Origin of the sequence: Paenibacillus sp. J14 (assembly GCF_000518465.1) — a bacterium.
GTDB lineage: Bacteria > Bacillota > Bacilli > Paenibacillales > Paenibacillaceae > Fontibacillus > Fontibacillus barengoltzii.
In genome coordinates this window covers 1-17,117 of sequence record NZ_JADQ01000057.1, presented here as the reverse complement: position 1 = coordinate 17,117, position 17,117 = coordinate 1, and the positions used below count along the sequence as shown (strand labels likewise).

The window sequence follows — 17,117 nt, the reverse complement described above, 5'->3', positions numbered from 1 at the left end:
CGTGGCGTCAAGCTATTTTTCATTTCATCAGCCAGAATCCCTCCCGCATCCAAGCCTCTGCCCCGACTTCCAGACGAGGGAGCGACCCGACCAAGGTCCAGTTCACAAACCGTCCCCAGCCCGTTATGCGCTGCCGCTATTCCCGGTAGAATGAAGACATGAACAACGGATAACCCAATCGATGCATTAGGAACTTAGACTCAATAATCCTGATTGACTTAAAAATAAATGAAAGCGAGTGGTTGACCATGAGAAAACTGTATCGTTCGGCAACGGATAAGCAATTGACCGGCCTGTGCGGCGGGATCGCCCAATGGTTTGGGATGGACTCCACAGTTGTGCGGCTGATCGCCATCGTGGCGCTATTCTGCAGCTTTGGCACCATCGTTGCCCTGTACTTAATTGCGAGCTTGATCGTTCCGAAGGAACCGATCGGCAACTACAGCTACGATGACCCGTTTGCTCCGTTTTGATCGGTGAAGGTTCCCAAACTTAATTAACTCTAAAGGAGAGATTTCAATGAGCAGCGTATTTGATCGTATCGCCAATCTGGCTAAAGCATCCATTCATGAAGTGTTAAACAAACTGGAAGATCCGGTCCTGATGACCGGCCAATACTTACGCAACCTGGAGGACGACATCGCCGCCGCGGAGAAATTGTTGAAGGAGCAGCAAATGACTGCGACCGTTCAGGAGCGAAAAAGCGCAGATATCGCCCATCTGGCCAAGCAAAGTGAAATTCGGGCTTTGACCGCCCTGGAGCAAGGGGATGAAGTGACGGCGCGCCATGCCGCTGCGGAGAAAATCCGCTACGAGGAGCAAGCACAGCTGTACGCGAAGGAGGCGCAGGAAGCCCGCGACCGCGTCGCCGAGCTGGAAATTCGCATTGCAGAAGGGAAAGCGGAGTTCGCCCGCTTGAAGGAGAAACGGAATGAGCTGGCAGCCCGTGCCCGCAAAGTCCAAATCAAAGCCGAGACCGAACGACCGAACTTCAGCCGTGGAATCGAAAGCGGCGCAGCCGCGCGGGGCTTCGAGCGCATGGAAGAGAAAATTCTGAGCTGGGAGGCTCAGCAAGAAGTCTCCTCCAGCTACGGGAGAACGGCCGGCGTCGCGGATGCAGGGATTACCCAGTCCGCCGCCGTCAACGAAGAGCTGGAACGCCTGAAGGAGCAATTGTCGAACCGGCATTCCTGAGCCGTTCATATATAGAGGAACCGCCCGAACAGATCGGGCGGTTCTTTTCATTTTGGCCGGCATCGAGCCGGGATCGGCGGCAAGGTAGCATATCTGCGGATGAACCGTCTTCACCCCGGGACAATACCGAGCGAGAGAGCTTCTTATTTGCCATCCTTGCCTGTTTTGAACACTTCGCCAATCGCGCCGAGACTTCCCAGCGTCTCGATCGCATTCGACGGGAGAAACACCTTGTTGGCTGGTCCCTTGGCCACTTCCTTCAACGCATCAAAGGATTGGTACGCCAAGACAGCTTCGGTTAAGGCGGCGTCGCGCAGCATTTCGATCCGCGCTTTTTCGGCGGCGGCAATCGACTCGATGGCTTTTGCTTGACCCAGCGCCTCCAGCTCCTGGGCTTGACGGAAGCCTTCGGCTTCGCGAATCCGAGCTTCCTTGTCACCCTCCGCCTTCAGGATCTTACTTTGCTTGTCACCTTCCGCACGCAAGATCATATCCTGCTTGGCAGCTTCGGCCTCAAGCACGATCGCCCGTTTGTTCCGTTCGGCCTTCATTTGCTTATCCATCGCTTCTTGGATATCCACCGGCGGCCGGATGTCCAGCACTTCAACCCGTTCGATCCGCACGCCCCATTTCTCGGTCGCTTCATCGAGCGCCGTCCGGATATCGGTCGAAATCTTCTCCCGACCGGATAACGTTTCGTCCAGCTCCATTTTACCGATGATTTGACGCAGCGTAGCTGTTGTAATGTTACGCACCCCGTACACAAAATCAGAAATGCCGTACGTTGCTTGTTCCGGATTTACAACCTGATAGAAAATAATCGTGTCGATCTGCACCTGTACGTTATCTTTGGTGATGACGGTTTGCGGCGGCACATTCGTCTGTTGAATCCGCAAATCGTGATACGTCCGCACCTGGTCGATGATCGGGATCAGGACGTTCAGACCCGGCGTCAGCAAACGGTTAAATTTACCGAGCCGTTCAACGACACCCACTCGTTGCTGCGGTACGATTTTGACTGTCAGTGAGACAAATACGACAACAACGACAACAATGACCGCAATAATTGCCCATTGCATTAAGTAATTTCCTCCCATCTTTCTACTTCGATAATTGTACTGCTTCGCGCCAGCACCCGAACCTTCTCATCCCTGCCGATCGGGACGGAGGCCTTCGCGCTCCACGAATCTCCCCCAACCTTCACGATGCCGTATTGACCGGGTTCAATCGATTCCACAACGACGCCTTGCTTCCCTACCAGTTCGGTACCGATATCCTTAAACCCTTTTGCTGTGCGAAATTTTCTGGAAAGCGGCTTCGTAAACACCGTCAGGACTACGGCGACCAGACAGCCCAAAGCGACCTGCCAGAAGTAAGCTTCGGGGGCCACCAAAGCTACAACTACCGCAACCAGCGAACCGATGCAGAGCCATAGCAGGTAAAAAGTCATCGTCATCATCTCAAGTACCAATAAGATTCCGGCGACGATGAGCCAAATCGCCCACATTTCCATCCCCCTGTTGCACCACCTTTCAGCATTATAGTTATTTATACGGGAAACATACCAAAAAGTATCAAGGAATCGCTGGAAATAGAAAAAAAAGCACCCCAGCACACCGCCGGAATGCTTAATTCAAACGTAAAGAGCTCTGATTTACTGAGTTACCGGTACAATGCCAACAGCCGGAACGCCGCCGTTTTGCTCTCCACCTCTTCTTCTCTTCCATATTCAAAGGAGTCGACGATATAGAGCCGGTCGGCTTTCTGCAGAGCCGCGGCGAAGTTTTTGACTTCCGCCAAGCTCCCCCGGAGCTGAAGCTGCAGCGACATCACGGTGAACCCCGCCGTACTGAGTTCCGCTTCATTTAACAATCCGGAAGCCCCCAATGCAGAAGGAACGCCGTCTGTCGACGATGAACCTGCGGGCAGACTGTTCAAAATGGACACACTTCCGTCCAGAGACAAGGAATTGTCTACGGCCGCAGCATCAGCGGAAACCGCAAAGGACCCGCCGCTTTCCGGCCCTTCGAAGACAACCTCCCGAATCTGTACGCCGGAGGACTTGGCCGCTCGTTCCAGGTCTAGCAAAATCCCTTCCCGGTCGGGCTCCTCCGGTACCGCTGCCTCCCGTTTGGCCGTATCGGCCAAAGCGTCCGATGCTGCTGCATCTGCCCGTTTGGCCTCAACAATCGCCTGTGTTTTTTGCAGAAATAATTGTTTGGCTTCGTGGTCGGACGCCAGGTTCGCCGATTTCTCCATCTCCGGCCGGTATCCGAAGAAATAAAATGATCCCGCCGCTAGCAGCACCAGCGCAGCAACCAGCATCCAGCGGGCTCCGGCCGATCCGGAGCGATGTTCCGTATTCATTCGCCGTCACCTGCCTGTTCCGTCGTTCCCGTTCCCGGCTTCAGCTCAAATGTGCCGATATACCCCCGCCCCGGCAGCTCTTTCACCGATTGAATCAGCTCGCCGCTTAGTTCCGGCTGTTTACGCAGCGCGGTGGAATAGGCACTAGCTTCACTTAAGCTGGCGAATCGGCACGTCCAAGTGAGTACGGTCTCGTGAAAGCGTACCGTTTCCAACGTGCCCCCAGCGGGAAGCGGGGCTTCCAGGCTGGTGATGAGCGCCTTCACATCCGGCCGCTGTCCGCTTAGCTTCTCGATCAACTCGATGCCCGCCGCTCCGATTCCCGCAGTCCCCAAGCTTTGCAGTTCGCTTTGCAGCTCCGCCTGCTGCCGTTCCGTTTCGGCGATTCTCGTAGTTAATTCAGCAGCCGTCTCGTGAACGCCCCAATAGGCATACCCAAAGTAAGCGCAAAGCCCAAGCCCGGCGAGCAGCAACAAGAGCGGGAGAAGGACTCCAGAGGAAGCCGGACGCGGCTTGGGAGGGAGCAAATTGATATCGATCATCGGCCTTCCGCTCCCTTCATGGCGAGGCCAAGGGCAATCGCATAGCTGCCTTGGTCGGCGATTTCCTGTCCAGCAAAATACGGGGACAAGTCCACTTCGGACACGCTCACCTGATCAAAAGCCGCCGACAGCTGGCGCACGATCTCCGGCTTGTCCGGCGCGGCGCCGGCAATCACGATGCCTTGCACGCGTTCATGCCCTTCATGCAGCGTATACTCATAGAAATTCATGATCCGGGTCACCGAGGAGACGATCTCCCCATACCGCCACGTATTCAGCTTGTCCCCGGACATCGGCTCCAAGGGAAACGTGCGCACGAAATCAGGCAACCCCTGGTGGTAGGTATAGACCTCCGCTTCTTTGGCTTTGAAATTAATCGCCATCACATTGCCGGATTCCCCTAGCAGGCGCTGCTGCCGAAGGATGCGCGACAGCGCAATGGCCGCCAAATCGACCGCTTCCAGACGAAGTCCAGCTTGTTCCAGTGAAGACACCATCTCTTGAATGATCGGACGCGGCACGGCGGCCACAAACGTGAGCAGCGCCTCCCCCTCCTCGCGCTCCTCGATCCAATGGTAGTCAATCACCGGATCCTCAAACGGCAGGCGAATGCTGCCTTCGATCTCCAGTTCGGTCACGCGGCGTTGCTGCCTTTTGCTCACCTTCGGGACCTGGAGCAAGCGGATAAACGATTGGGAGGTGGGCGCCGCTAGACGAACTTTCTTCCCGGCTAGTCCCCGGCGGTTCGCCCAGCGCTTCACCATCTCGGTGAAGCCGGACACGTCGGGAACCCCGTCCTCGTTCAGTTCGGCATCCACCGGCAGCAAGCCGGCCCGTTCTACGATGCCACGTTTGGCGTCAAATTTGACGAAACGGATTCCATCCTCATCGATCGTAATCCCAATGTGGGCCGACCGCCGGTTTAGTAAAAAGGAATGACGTTTTGCAGATACCAATGGATGATCTCCTTTCCATACATGTAAACCACCAGGGTGCCGATTGCCAAAAAGGGACCAAACGCCAGCGTCTGGCCGCGTCTTCTGCGGCCCCACGCCAGCTGCAGCAGTCCGGCGGCCGCGCCGGCTGCGCTGGCCAGAAACAAGGCCAGGAGCACGCCGGGAAAGCCGACGACCCAGCCAAAGACGGTCAGCAGCTTCACGTCGCCCATCCCCATCCCTTTCCCGGAGGTGAGGAGGGCGATCAGCAGCAGCAGACCGCCGCCGCCAAGCGCGCCCAGCGCTTGGCTCCACAACGGCACGCCGCCCGCCAGCGGGGCGGCGACGAGCAGCACGGCGCCGAAGCCTAGGACGGCGCCGTTGGGGATAATATGCGCGGTCAGGTCAGTGACCGCGCACAGCACGGCCAGCGCGCTCAGCAGCAGGCCGAGCGCCCATGCGCCCGATGCACCGAATTGCAGGTGCATCAGCGCGAACAGCGCCGCCGTCCCAAGGGCGGCGGCCGCTTCGCCCGCTGCCGGGCCTGCGGCTTGGCTGCTGCTTGCGCGCAGCAGCCCGCGCTTCGCCACCAGCCGGCGCCCGTACCACGCCAGGACCGGCCCCAGGGCCAGCCCACCGGCAACATTCAGCGCCGTCAGGATCATATTCGCGTCCATCCGCTTCAGTCTGTAGAAGAAGCAAGCTTCTTACCTGCTTTTAATTCAGAGGTTTTAAAACTGACGCTATCACTGCCGATGATCAACGTGACTACAGCATTCTCCGTATTCCAATTATCCAGATTTACGGAAGTATTGTCGCCTAATGCCGCCCCGGTTTTGGGATCTGTAATTCCGCTCTGGATGTATTTTTCACTAACCAAGTCGGACAGCTTATGCGTCCCTGTAACTTCCCCGTTGTTTTTCGTAATCGATCTCAATCTCGCCGCTTCATACAGCTGGTTTGCCGTTGCTGTTCTGGCATTCTCCTTCGTATCGTTCAACAACCCGGAAATCAAAGGCACCGCGATTGCAGCGATCACCCCGATAATGACGATAACGGCCAGCAACTCGACGAGCGTAATCCCCTTCTCTTCCTTGCGCAATCGTTGAATCCGTTGGATAAGTGCTGTCATAATAATTAACCTCCTAAAATAATTTGCTTCACTTCGTGAGCTCAACCCAATTCAGCTGATACTTTGATAAATACTAAGCATCGGGATCATTACCGAAGCAATGATAAATCCAACCACGCCAGCCAGCAGCAAAATCATCGCCGGCTCGATCAGCTGCTTCAGCTTGTCCACCGTGTTCTCAACGTCCCGTTCGTAAAAATCGGCCACCTTGCCCAGCATCGCATCGATCGAACCGGTCTCCTCGCCAACCCGAATCATCTGGGTGACCAGCGGCGGAAACACCCACGACTGGCGCAGCGGCTCTGACAGCGGCCGTCCTTGGCGCAGCGATGCCTGGCATTCCTGCAGCGTCGCTCCGATCACCCTGTTGCCGACGGCCTTCTCTACGATCGCCAAGGCTTGAAGCACCGGCACCGCGCTGGCAAACAACGAAGACAACGTCCGCGTCATCTGGGCGATCGCGCTTTTCCGATTGAGCATCCCGAACACGGGGACTTTGAGCTTGATATAATCCCAAGCATACGCCCCTCGCTCCCACTTCAAGAGCAGGTAGATCACGGCAACCGCCGCCAAAGTGGCCAGCAGCCATACGATCCAATGCTGTTCCACACTGCGGCTGAGGGTAAGCGTAAACCTCGTAATCGCGGGCAAATCACCGCCTAATTCAGCGAACATCGCTTGAAAGCGGGGAATCATAAATTTCAACAGGAAGATAATCACAAACACGGCCATCACGCTGACGATCAGCGGATAGGTCATCGCGGACTTCACTTTCTCCCGCGTGACATGCGCTTTTTCAAAATACACCGCCAGCCGCTCCAGCGTCTCTTCCATGCTGCCTGCCTCTTCCCCTGCGCGAACCATATGTACAAAGATCGACGGAAAAATCCGCGGGTACGCCGCGACCGCCCCGGAGAGCGTATTGCCCTTACGGAGCTCGGCGGTTACTTCAGCCAGCGTCTTCTTCAGCGGTTTGCTTTCCGATTGCTCCGCTAAGATCGCGGTCGCCTCCACGATCGAGATTCCCGCCTTAATCATCGTGGCAAACTGCCGGCAAAACACGACGAACTGCTCGTTCTTCACCGGGCTGCCCAGGTAAAACTCTTTATTCCACACCGTCTCGCGCTGCTCACGCAGACCCGTTACTACGATTTGCTGCCTCTTGAGTTCGGCAAGCGCGGTTGGCCGATCCGGGGCTTGCAGAGCCCCTTTGCATCGCTTCCCCACCACATCCTTGCCCTGATATACGTACTGGGGCATCTTCCATCTGTCCTTCCGCTTCACACATCTGCTGTTTACTTAACCTCGTGAATTAATGAGGGCTTTCCGCTAGGTATGGCCGGGCTGCAGCCTCATCAATGGCCCCTTGCCGCAGCAGCTCACGCAGACTCATCTCCAGCGTGTGCATCCCAAGCTGGGAGCTTGTCTGCATCACGCTTCGAATTTGGTGCACCTTCTCCGTCCGGATCAGGTTGCCGACCGCCGGCGGATTGAGCAGCAATTCCGTCGCGCACACCCGCCCTTTCCCGCTGCGGGACGGAAGCAGCCGCTGCGATAGGATTGCCAGCAACACCGAAGCCAGCTGAATCCGGATCTGCCCCTGCTGGGCCGGTGGAAAAGCATCAATGATCCGATCGATCGTTTGCGGAGCGTCCGCCGTATGTAAGGTGGCAAAGACGAGATGACCGGTTTCGGCCGCCGTGATGGCCGTCCGAATCGTCTCCGGATCGCGCATCTCGCCAACCAAGATGATATCCGGATCTTGACGAAGCGCAGCCCGCAGTCCGTTATCAAAAGACAACGTATCCAGCCCCACCTCCCGCTGATTAATGATCGACTTGTCGTGGCGGTGCAAGTATTCGATCGGATCCTCCAGCGTTACGATATGCTTGCGCTGGGTATGATTAATATGGTCAATCAACGAAGCCAACGTCGTTGATTTGCCGCTTCCCGTCGGGCCGGTAACCAGAAACAACCCTTGCGGCTTCTGCGCCAGCTTCAACAGCACCGGCGGCAAATTTAACGTTTCGAAGGGCGGGATCGAAGGCGAAATGACCCTGGCCGCGATGCTGATCGAGCCCCGCTGCCGGAAGACATTGATGCGAAACCGGGAGAGGCCCGGCACGCCGTAAGAGAAATCCAGCTCCCCGAACTCCGTGAATTTCTTATACTGCGCCGGGCTCATCAGCTCTTGCACGATCTGCTCCAGCATGGACGGCGAGAGCAGCTCTCCGTCCAGGGCGCGAAGCGCTCCATCGATGCGCAGCACCGGAGGCGAATTCACCGTCACGTGCAAATCGGAGGCGCCGGCATCAAACGCCTGCTTCAACAGTCCGTTAAACGTCCCGTCCGTCACGATCGGTCCTTGATTCATCGCTCTCCCTCTTCCACTTCACGGATGATTTCCTGCAAGGTGGTTTGTCCCTCCAGCGCTTTCTGGATCCCGTCGGCAAACAACGGCGTCATCCCTTGCTCCTTCGCCATCCGGCGCAGCTCATGAATTGAGCGGCCTTCCACAATCGCCGTGCGCAGGTCGTCGCTGATCAGCAGCGCTTCATGCACCGCCATCCGGCCACGGTAGCCGGTTTTGCCGCAGGTGCCGCAGCCGTTGCCGCGGTACAGCTTGTCCGTTTGAATGCCGAGACGCTCCAGATAAATCATTTCCTGCCGATCTGGCGTATAGGCCGTTTTGCAGTCCGGGCAGATGCAGCGCACCAGCCTCTGGGCCACGATCCCGATTAGCGACGAGGCGATCAAGTACGGCTCGATCCCCATGTCACGCAGCCGGACGACCGTACTCACCGCATCATTGGTATGTAAAGTCGAAAATACGAGATGCCCGGTTAAAGAAGCACGAATTGCAATCTCCGCCGTTTCCAGATCGCGGATTTCCCCCACCATGATAATGTTGGGATCCTGACGCAGGATGGAGCGCAACCCCCTGGCAAACGTCAATCCGGCAGCCGGATGAACCTGCATTTGGTTCACGCCGTCCAGCGTGTACTCCACCGGATCTTCGACCGTAATGATATTCGTTTCTTCCCGGTTCAAGTGCTGCAGGGCCGAATACAAGGTCGTCGTCTTCCCGCTCCCCGTTGGCCCGGTCAGCAGAACCATGCCGTGCTGCTTCTCAATCATGCGCCGGAACAGGCTTAACGTCTGCTCCGTCATGCCCAGCTTGTCCAAGCCCTTCACGCCTTCGGCAAGGTCGAGCAGCCGCATGACGATTTTTTCTCCATGGACGGTTGGCAGCGACGACAAACGGATATCGATCGTTTGGCCATCCACCAGCATTTTGATCCGGCCATCCTGCGGTAACCGCCGTTCAGCGATGTTCAGGTTGCCGAGAATCTTCAGCCTCGCGATGATGACGCCTTGCATCGACTTCGGAATCGTCCGCTCATTGCGCAGCTGTCCATCAATCCGATAACGGATCGCCAGTTGGGTCTCCATCGGATCGACGTGAATGTCGCTGGCGCCAAGGCGCACCGCCTGCTCAATCATTTGCTGCACCAGCCGGACGACAGGCGAATCCTCACCCTGAATCACCGCATCTTCAACTTCAATTTGAGCGGTGCCGGCCCCAAGATCCTTGATCATTTCATTCATGGAGTCCTGCAGACCATACAACCGGGCAATGCCCCGCTGCAGCTCGCCCCGCGAAATAATCGCCGGTTCGATCGTAAAGCCGGTGCTCATTCTGAGGTCGTCGATGATAAACAGATCCAAAGGATCGGCCATTGCAACCATGAGTTTACGTCCGTCTACGCGGATCGGAAGCACTTGATACCGTCTGGCCATTTGCTCCGGAATGACCTGGCTTAATTTCGTATCAATTTGAAACCTGGATAGTGTGACATGAGGAATACCCAGCTGAAATTCCAACACCTCGATGAGCTGGTGCTCCGTCAAGACGCCTTGTGCTAACAACACGTCACCAAGCTTTTTTCTGGTGCGCTGCTGTTCCTCCAAAGCGGCTTGCAGCTGCTGCTCCGTGATGATTCCGGATTCCAGCAGAAGTTCACCCAACCTTTTCTTGATCGTGTACATGGTTCACCTCATCCCTGTTGGAGTTTTCATGCGATTTAATTAATAGTTCTATTGTCCTATTTAGAGTAAACAAAAATAGTTCCAGAAAAATAAATCGTAGTAATTTAATACCGATTATATACCTTTCACTAAAACGATGCTATCATTTTTATAGTAAAATATACCTAGATTACATAGGTCGACAGAACTCTCTATCGATTAACAACACTCTGCATATGTATCCCGTTTTGAAAGCGAGGGGACGGTCATGGAACCTGCCTATAGACAAAAAAAATCACCTCTTCTCCGGGCATTTGCGCGGGAAGACGGTCTGACCTTACTTGAGGTAGCCCTGGCGTTAGTGATTCTCTCCGTCGTCTGCTTAGCTTTGTTATCTTATTTCTCGAACAGTGCATCGCAGAGCAGACTTACGAATCAGCGTTTATCCGCAACCCATCTGGCGAACGCCCGACTGCACGAGGTGCAAGCGATGGGGTTTTCGCAGCTGCAGACTTGGGCCAGCCGATCCCCGGGGACGCTGCCGAATATCACTCGCGGAATCTATTTGCTAGAAACCGAGGTGAGCAGCCATCATTCGGACTATCCTTCCCATCCTGACATTCTGTACATCACCGTAACAGCCTATTGGCAGCCTGACCCATCCCAGGGCGCAGGCGAATATAGACACAAAGTCTCGATAACCGGGGCTGTGAAGAAAAACTACGCAATCGCCGGAGGGGGCTCGTCATGAAGCATCGATTGCGGCTGATTCACCGGGAAGACGGAATTACGCTGGTGGAGCTGCTGGCCGCCTTGGCTTTATCCGGATTGCTGGTCGTCCTGGTGTCTACCGTGCTGACCACATCGCTGTTCGCTTTTGGACGGGTTAACCATGAAACCCAGCTTCGGAACGAAGCGATCACACTCAGTTCAGCCCTTCAGACCAAGCTGAGAAACGCCGTGTCCATTTCGGGCTCGGGCACCTTTACGCAATTTCAAGCGGAAGTGGTCACCGATGCGCTGACGGAAACGACCCAGACGCTCCGCTTTCAGCTTGTCGGGGGACAGCTTCTCCTCAACGGCGAACGTTTCAGCGACGAGAGGTTGGATTTAACCGGCACCACTTTTTCCAAAGGCCCTAACGATCTGTGGGTGAACCTTCAAGTGGCGCTAAAGAATGAGCCCGAGGTCGAGCCAATCTATCTGTTCGTTTCCATCAAACTGATTTCGTGAGGTGCGTGTGGATGACAAAACGAGGACTAGCCACAATCCGCCAAGAGCAAGGTTATGCTTTAATCTCTGTGCTGCTCTTAGTTGCCATGCTGCTCGTGATCGGCACGCTGGTCGTGCAGTCGGTAACGAATTCTCAAGGGATGGTGAACGTCTCCGAAGATATCGTCTCCGCCCAAGCCGACGGCGAAACGAAGCTGCTGATCAAGCTTTCCGATTTGCGGGCGGCCGTGATGGCGCTGAGCGATAGGGACAAAGTGACGTTGGAAGACGTGCAAGCCGCTGCCGCCCCCTATGTAGAGGCTGAGACAGTCACCTTGGACACCGAAAACCAGCGGTACGTTGCCGTTGTCAGAGCCGATGGGGTATCGGACAAAATCACGCAAACCTTCCGGCGAAAGGTGGAGATTACGCTCGCCTTCACTCCTACCGACCCTTCTCCGGGAACCGGAACGGGCGAGTACGCCGTAGTTAGCTTTGGGTCCACGGCTTTGAGCGGAACGACGATCAACGGGAATGTCTATTCGGCTGGAGCAGTAGCCAACAACCAGTCCCACATTAACGGTGTCCTTGTATCCCCTACCTTGCCGGGATCGAGTCTAACTCCGCCAAAAAGATTAGATATCACCTCCATCGTGAATCAGCTCGATCAGGACCTGAAGACGACGAAATCGGCCCTTTTTGCAACCCCGGCGACACAACTGGACTTCGAGGTTCGAACTAACACCCAGTTCACGAAATCAACCGTATTAAGTGCGATCAAATTGATGCCCAGCGTTGCTTTAAAGGTGGACGGCGACCTCTGGGTAAAAGGCGGGGTTACGATGGAAGCCAATTCGTCTATCGTGGCCAGCGGGATCATTTACATTAGCGGGGATTTGTTGATCAACAACGGAAACAATATGAAATTGCAAGGCAGCTTAATTAAAGTGAACGGAACCACCAACTTTAACAGCGAACCTACGGTGAACATCACCGGCGATTTTTATGGAAGCTCCTTGAATACCAGCGGTACGCTGTTCGCCCAAAACATCTATCTCACAGGAGCCTCCAACATCAATAATTTAAACGGCAGCAATCAATTTGCCTTATTCGCTGCGGGTTCGGTCAATGTGAACAACGGGACTGCCCCCTCGACCTTAACAGGCCACATCTATACGAACGGTGCGCTTCATATTAACGGGAACAACAAAGTAACCATCAACGGTGCAGCTTCTTCCCCCGCAACTCCCGAGAAACCGTCGGAGATCAAGTTCGAGGAAAAATATTTTGTTATTAACTGAGGGGGACTCACAGGGCCAACGCTATCTCATGACCCTCGTGACCTTCGTGCCCCCCTCTGGCTCCTCTTTCCATGATTATCCCTTTCGTTCAGAAATGGAAGGATTGAGTGAGGTGATCCCCGCCCCACTGATGCAACGGGATAATCATGAGAAGCGTGCGGCTGACATAAGTACCCTACACAGAAAAACCGCCGGGCATACGCCCAGCGGTTTTCGTTTGCATTTCCCATGCGATGTATTAAGCAGTCACAGCGTCCAAGTCCACGTCGCGTTTGAACGCCTCGGTGTCGTTCTCGCCCAGAATCTTGCCGGTGATTACGCCAGCGGTGATCGAATCGTTGACGTTCAGCGCCGTCCGGCCCATATCGATCAGCGGCTCGACGGAGATCAAGAGACCCGCCAAAGCAACCGGCAGGTTCATTGTCGACAGAACGATCAGCGAAGCGAACGTAGCCCCGCCGCCAACGCCGGCAACCCCAAACGAACTGATCGTTACAACCAGGATCAAGGTCAGGATAAAGTCCCAGCTCATCGGGTTGATCCCAACGGTCGGAGCGATCATAACAGCCAGCATTGCTGGGTAAATCCCGGCGCAGCCGTTTTGTCCGATCGTTGCACCAAACGAAGCCGACAAGTTGGCGATTCCTTCTGGAACGCCCAGACGTTTCGTTTGCGTCTCCACGTTCAACGGAATCGTTGCCGCACTCGAACGCGAGGTAAACGCAAATACCAGCGTCGGGAACACTTTACGTACATACTGAATTGGATTGTAGCCAAAGGCGGCCAACAGAATCAGGTGAATGATGAACATCACGATCAGCGCCACATACGAAGCTCCCACGAACTTGATCAGCTTCAAAATCTCTTCGGCGTTGGTCGTAGCAGCGACGTTCGTGATCAACGCCAAAATCCCATAAGGCGTCAAGCGCAGAACCAACGTAACGATCCGCATCACAACGGTGTAAACCGCTTCGACCATTTTGCGGAACGTATCCGCCTGCTCAGGCTTTTTCTTATCGAGTCCAAGTACCGCTACCCCGATAAATGCCGAGAAAATCACGACCGCCAAAGTCGAGGTGCTCCGCGCACCGGTCATATCCGCAAACGGATTGGTAGGAATGAAGTCGAGCACCTGCTGCGGAATTGTCTTATCTTCCACTGTGCCCAGCCGGTCTTCAAGTGCCGCCCCGCGCGCCTGCTCCCGTTCGCCTGCCTCGATTTCAATTGCCTTCAGATCGAAGCTCAAGCTGGTCACGATGCTGACGCTGGCCGCAATCGCCGTCGTAATCAGCAATACCGCGATGATCAGACCGCTCATTTTACCTAAGTTTTGTTTCCCCTTCAAATTCATGATTGCCGAAATAATCGAAACCATGATCAGCGGAATAACAACCATCTGCAGTAGCCCGACGTAACCACGCCCAGCCAGGTTAAACCAGTCGGTTGATTTCGCGATAACCTCAGAGCCGGCGCCGTAGGACACCTGCAGGATAACTCCAAACACGAGCCCAAGCCCCAGTCCGGTAAACACCCGCTTGGTAAAGGATATGTGCTTCTTCTGCATCCAAATCAGAACGCCGATCAGCACGAGCATAACGGCTACATTAATGATAATACGCAAGGTATCCATAACCTGATCTCCCCCTGAATATGTCCTTAAATTCGTGTTCGCACCTTGATAGGCAAACGCCGAGTTGCGAATTACAAATCGTATGATAACACATATACAAGTATTTTGATAGGATTAACTTTCACACAGCTTGTCACTAAATTACAAAGGTTGTCCCTGCTCCACACAGTAAGACTTTGCCTCATCCCCACATCTCAAATTCTAACGTTTGCATACTGATATATTGCATAATTGGGATAAATTAGATTCATTTTTACGGATACCAATCTAAATTTTCATGGTTTTGTTCAATAACAATTATAAGAACAGGCGATTATCTAATTAATATGGAGATAACTAATGATTTCGTCTTAATAATTATGTAATTTACTTATATTAACTGAAATTTCCTTAAATTCTCCTTGTGCAAACGTTTTATTTTTCTTGTTGCTCAGGTATGATGGTGAAATAAAGGTACTTTTGCGAAAGGAAGATGTTCGATGCAAACCCCAAGTCTTCTTCAGCGAACGAAGCTGCGGCGAAATGGAAGCGCTGTCCCGTTGTTTCCCCCGCACCTGCTTCGGATCCTGATCCTGCTCTTGGTGCTGCTGCCGATGCTGCTTGCCGGCTGTACCGATACACCGGGCAGTAAGAGCACCGCCTCGGAACCAAAAGGGAATTCCAACGATACAGCAGCCACAAGCCCGAACCCCCCTGAAGGCGGGAAAGCCGCTGCACCTAATGCGGTGGATTCCCAACCCTCTACGGTTTTTTATGAAATTTTTGTCCGTTCCTTTGCCGACTCGGACGGCGACGGCATTGGGGATTTCAAGGGGCTGATCAGCAAGCTCGACTACTTAAATGATGGGAACCCGGATACGGATACCGACCTGGGGATTGGCGGCATCTGGCTGATGCCGATTAATCCTTCGCCAAGCTATCACGGTTATGACGTCACCAACTACAGGGACATCAATCCGGATTACGGGACGATGGATGACTTCCGCACGTTTTTGAATGAGGCCCATAAGCGCGGGATAAAGGTCATTATGGATCTGGTCGTCAATCATACCAGCAAAGAGCATCCGTGGTTCACCCAATCAGCTGCCGATCCAAACAGCCCGTACCGGGATTGGTACGTTTGGGCCGAGGATCAAGGCCGTGCTGTGTCCGGCACCAGTGCCGCCGGAAGCGGCAACCCTTGGCATAGCCTGAACGGCGGCCATTACCTCGGAATCTTCTGGGACGGGATGCCGGATCTCAACCTCGATAACCCGGAAGTACGGAAAGAAATGATCGAGATCGGACAATTCTGGCTGGAGCAAGGCGTGGATGGGTTCCGCCTGGATGCAGCGAAGCATATCTACGAGGATTTGCTGACCGACAAGAGCCAAGAAACCACGAACAAAAATGTGGCTTGGTGGCAGGAGTTCCGCAGCGGGCTCAACGAAGTCAAGCCGGACGCCTATCTCGTTGGCGAGATCTGGGATCCTTCCGCAGCGCTGATCTCCTCCTATCTGGACAAAGCCTTGGATTCCGGGTTTAACTTTGGCCTGGCCGAAACGATCCTCAGCAGCGTCAAGAACGAAAAGGACGCGAACATCCCTTTTACGCTGGAGCGTACGTATAAGCTGTACAGCGAAAAATCCGGCGGCAACTTCGTCGACGCTACGTTCTTGACCAACCATGACCAGAACCGAGTCATGACCCAGCTGGAGGGAGATGTGCCGCACGCGAAGATGGCCGCGAGCCTGCTGCTCACGCTTCCCGGCAATCCGTACATCTATTACGGCGAGGAAATTGGCATGTTTGGGGCGAAGCCTGACGAGCTGATTCGCGAGCCGATGCGTTGGACGCCGGACGACAGCGAAGGCCAAACGACCTGGGAGCCCGCCAAAAACAATGCCGGCATCAAGGGCCTCAGCGTAAGCGAGCAAACCGGCGACTCCGCCTCCCTGCTGTCGCATTATCGCCAGTTGATCCGGATGCGTAACGAAATTCCGGCGTTAAAGGACGGTGCAATCCAGGAATATACAACGGATCAGCCGGGAATCACCTCGTTTGTTCGCTTGACAGAAGACCAGGCGGTGCTCGTCGCTCACAACTTAACCGGTCAAGAGCTCACGGTCTCCTTGGATCCGAATCAAGCAGACGGCAAGAGCTTCACCAAGCTGTTGGCGGAAACAGGCGAAGGCGCCAGCCTCAGCGGCAATACGCTGACGCTGCCTGCGTATTCAACAGCGGTATTAGAATAGTAAAAGGCCCTGCCAGCTAACAAACAGCTGCAGGGCCTTTTTAAATGTAACGGACTGTATGGACGTTATTTGCTCATTTTTCGCATATTTCAAAAACTAATGGACTCCAGTGACGTTATTCGGGCTAAAACTAGCGTTTGGAGCTATCCAAGCAGCAAATAGCGGCTCCTGGGTCCGTTAGTTTTCGAGAAACCCGCTATTCAGCGGATTAACGGCATTTGAGTCCGCTGCTATGAACGTTTTTGTCAAGCCCTCGGTTTTAANTCTGCCTGAGCACGTGGCGCGAGAGCAAAAATGCGAGCGACGGTCGGCACGCTGCTATCCGTGGGTTGGTTACCACATGTTATGCCTTCGTCAGGGAGAGCCCTTGCAAGCTAGAAACGCACGTTCAGTTTCTTTCAAAACTTAGTGCAAACGGACAACGCAAATTCTCTCCCGAACCTTCGTTTGCTCCCGGGCCTCGTGCTCCGGCGTGAGCTTGTCAAGCGTCTTCTTTGACAAGCGGTTTGGTTCAAATCAACACTTTTCCGAGTCCTCATCG

At 54.5% G+C, this 17,117-nt stretch carries 17 protein-coding genes; 6 read left to right on the top strand and 11 right to left on the bottom strand.

The genetic code is table 11. The annotated features are described in order from the left end of the window. Window positions 1-248 precede the first annotated feature (248 nt). Window positions 249-473, top strand: coding sequence for a PspC domain-containing protein (locus M891_RS0118365; RefSeq protein ID WP_016313714.1), 225 nt, complete (start codon window positions 249-251; stop codon window positions 471-473). Window positions 474-519: 46 nt separating this feature from the next. Continuing rightward, a complete protein-coding gene (locus tag M891_RS0118360) occupies window positions 520-1,194 on the top strand; it encodes a PspA/IM30 family protein (RefSeq protein ID WP_028539831.1) in 675 nt (224 codons plus the stop codon). Window positions 1,195-1,337: 143 nt separating this feature from the next. Here M891_RS0118360 and M891_RS0118355 read toward each other — a convergent pair whose 3' ends face one another. From M891_RS0118355 to M891_RS0118310, 10 genes are all read right to left on the bottom strand, one after another. Then, a complete protein-coding gene (locus M891_RS0118355) occupies window positions 1,338-2,273 on the bottom strand; it encodes an SPFH domain-containing protein (protein WP_028539830.1) in 936 nt (311 codons plus the stop codon). Next, window positions 2,273-2,707, bottom strand: a complete 435-nt coding sequence (locus M891_RS0118350) for an NfeD family protein (RefSeq protein WP_028539829.1) — start codon at window positions 2,705-2,707, stop codon at window positions 2,273-2,275. The genes M891_RS0118355 and M891_RS0118350 overlap by 1 nt, the downstream gene beginning before the upstream one ends. A 149-nt stretch (window positions 2,708-2,856) precedes the next feature. Next, window positions 2,857-3,561, bottom strand: a complete 705-nt coding sequence (locus M891_RS0118345) for a hypothetical protein (protein WP_028539828.1) — start codon at window positions 3,559-3,561, stop codon at window positions 2,857-2,859. Further along, window positions 3,558-4,103 (bottom strand): hypothetical protein, encoded by a 546-nt coding sequence (locus M891_RS0118340; protein WP_028539827.1) that lies wholly within the window; start codon window positions 4,101-4,103, stop codon window positions 3,558-3,560. The genes M891_RS0118345 and M891_RS0118340 overlap by 4 nt, the downstream gene beginning before the upstream one ends. Beyond that, complete coding sequence (gene pilM / locus M891_RS0118335) at window positions 4,100-5,059, bottom strand: type IV pilus biogenesis protein PilM (protein WP_009223949.1); 960 nt, start codon at window positions 5,057-5,059, stop codon at window positions 4,100-4,102. The genes M891_RS0118340 and pilM overlap by 4 nt, the downstream gene beginning before the upstream one ends. Further along, a complete protein-coding gene (locus M891_RS24160) occupies window positions 5,026-5,703 on the bottom strand; it encodes a prepilin peptidase (RefSeq protein ID WP_051417100.1) in 678 nt (225 codons plus the stop codon). The genes pilM and M891_RS24160 overlap by 34 nt, the downstream gene beginning before the upstream one ends. Before the next feature lie 17 nt (window positions 5,704-5,720). Beyond that, the gene (locus M891_RS24155; RefSeq protein ID WP_009223947.1) at window positions 5,721-6,170 is read right to left on the bottom strand and encodes a prepilin-type N-terminal cleavage/methylation domain-containing protein; all 450 of its coding nucleotides are present in this window, start codon (window positions 6,168-6,170) and stop codon (window positions 5,721-5,723) included. 51 nt (window positions 6,171-6,221) lie between these two features. Then, on the bottom strand, window positions 6,222-7,430 hold the full coding sequence (locus M891_RS0118320; RefSeq protein ID WP_028539826.1) for a type II secretion system F family protein: 1,209 nt from the start codon (window positions 7,428-7,430) through the stop codon (window positions 6,222-6,224). 52 nt (window positions 7,431-7,482) lie between these two features. Beyond that, window positions 7,483-8,544, bottom strand: a complete 1,062-nt coding sequence (locus M891_RS0118315; protein ID WP_009223945.1) for a type IV pilus twitching motility protein PilT — start codon at window positions 8,542-8,544, stop codon at window positions 7,483-7,485. Next, complete coding sequence (locus tag M891_RS0118310) at window positions 8,541-10,220, bottom strand: GspE/PulE family protein (protein ID WP_028539824.1); 1,680 nt, start codon at window positions 10,218-10,220, stop codon at window positions 8,541-8,543. The genes M891_RS0118315 and M891_RS0118310 overlap by 4 nt, the downstream gene beginning before the upstream one ends. Window positions 10,221-10,467: 247 nt before the next feature. On the opposite strand from M891_RS0118310, the gene M891_RS0118305 reads away from it, so the two are divergent. The 3 genes from M891_RS0118305 to M891_RS0118295 are packed head-to-tail and all read left to right on the top strand — an operon-like array spanning window position 10,468 to window position 12,712. Next, entirely contained in the window at window positions 10,468-10,950 is a 483-nt protein-coding gene (locus tag M891_RS0118305; protein WP_028539823.1) for a type IV pilus modification PilV family protein, read from the top strand. Continuing rightward, entirely contained in the window at window positions 10,947-11,432 is a 486-nt protein-coding gene (locus M891_RS0118300; protein WP_028539822.1) for a prepilin-type N-terminal cleavage/methylation domain-containing protein, read from the top strand. The genes M891_RS0118305 and M891_RS0118300 overlap by 4 nt, the downstream gene beginning before the upstream one ends. A gap of 11 nt (window positions 11,433-11,443) precedes the next feature. Beyond that, the gene (locus tag M891_RS0118295; RefSeq protein WP_028539821.1) at window positions 11,444-12,712 is read left to right on the top strand and encodes a hypothetical protein; all 1,269 of its coding nucleotides are present in this window, start codon (window positions 11,444-11,446) and stop codon (window positions 12,710-12,712) included. 238 nt (window positions 12,713-12,950) lie between these two features. Here the strand turns inward: M891_RS0118295 and M891_RS0118290 are convergent, their stop codons facing one another. After that, a complete protein-coding gene (locus M891_RS0118290; RefSeq protein WP_028539820.1) occupies window positions 12,951-14,342 on the bottom strand; it encodes an L-cystine transporter in 1,392 nt (463 codons plus the stop codon). Between the two features lie 479 nt (window positions 14,343-14,821). On the opposite strand from M891_RS0118290, the gene M891_RS0118285 reads away from it, so the two are divergent. Next, complete coding sequence (locus tag M891_RS0118285; protein ID WP_036700946.1) at window positions 14,822-16,576, top strand: alpha-amylase family glycosyl hydrolase; 1,755 nt, start codon at window positions 14,822-14,824, stop codon at window positions 16,574-16,576. The last annotated feature ends 541 nt before the right edge of the window (window positions 16,577-17,117 follow it).

Coding starts and splice junctions, on each gene's coding strand:
- M891_RS0118365 (WP_016313714.1), top strand. CDS start 249: ATGAGAAAACTGTATCGTTCGGCAACGGATAAGCAATTGACCGGCCTG.
- M891_RS0118360 (WP_028539831.1), top strand. CDS start 520: ATGAGCAGCGTATTTGATCGTATCGCCAATCTGGCTAAAGCATCCATT.
- M891_RS0118355 (WP_028539830.1), bottom strand. CDS start 2,273: ATGCAATGGGCAATTATTGCGGTCATTGTTGTCGTTGTTGTCGTATTT.
- M891_RS0118350 (WP_028539829.1), bottom strand. CDS start 2,707: ATGGAAATGTGGGCGATTTGGCTCATCGTCGCCGGAATCTTATTGGTA.
- M891_RS0118345 (WP_028539828.1), bottom strand. CDS start 3,561: ATGAATACGGAACATCGCTCCGGATCGGCCGGAGCCCGCTGGATGCTG.
- M891_RS0118340 (WP_028539827.1), bottom strand. CDS start 4,103: ATGATCGATATCAATTTGCTCCCTCCCAAGCCGCGTCCGGCTTCCTCT.
- M891_RS24160 (WP_051417100.1), bottom strand. CDS start 5,703: ATGATCCTGACGGCGCTGAATGTTGCCGGTGGGCTGGCCCTGGGGCCG.
- M891_RS24155 (WP_009223947.1), bottom strand. CDS start 6,170: ATGACAGCACTTATCCAACGGATTCAACGATTGCGCAAGGAAGAGAAG.
- M891_RS0118320 (WP_028539826.1), bottom strand. CDS start 7,430: ATGCCCCAGTACGTATATCAGGGCAAGGATGTGGTGGGGAAGCGATGC.
- M891_RS0118315 (WP_009223945.1), bottom strand. CDS start 8,544: ATGAATCAAGGACCGATCGTGACGGACGGGACGTTTAACGGACTGTTG.
- M891_RS0118310 (WP_028539824.1), bottom strand. CDS start 10,220: ATGTACACGATCAAGAAAAGGTTGGGTGAACTTCTGCTGGAATCCGGA.
- M891_RS0118305 (WP_028539823.1), top strand. CDS start 10,468: ATGGAACCTGCCTATAGACAAAAAAAATCACCTCTTCTCCGGGCATTT.
- M891_RS0118300 (WP_028539822.1), top strand. CDS start 10,947: ATGAAGCATCGATTGCGGCTGATTCACCGGGAAGACGGAATTACGCTG.
- M891_RS0118295 (WP_028539821.1), top strand. CDS start 11,444: ATGACAAAACGAGGACTAGCCACAATCCGCCAAGAGCAAGGTTATGCT.
- M891_RS0118290 (WP_028539820.1), bottom strand. CDS start 14,342: ATGGATACCTTGCGTATTATCATTAATGTAGCCGTTATGCTCGTGCTG.
- M891_RS0118285 (WP_036700946.1), top strand. CDS start 14,822: ATGCAAACCCCAAGTCTTCTTCAGCGAACGAAGCTGCGGCGAAATGGA.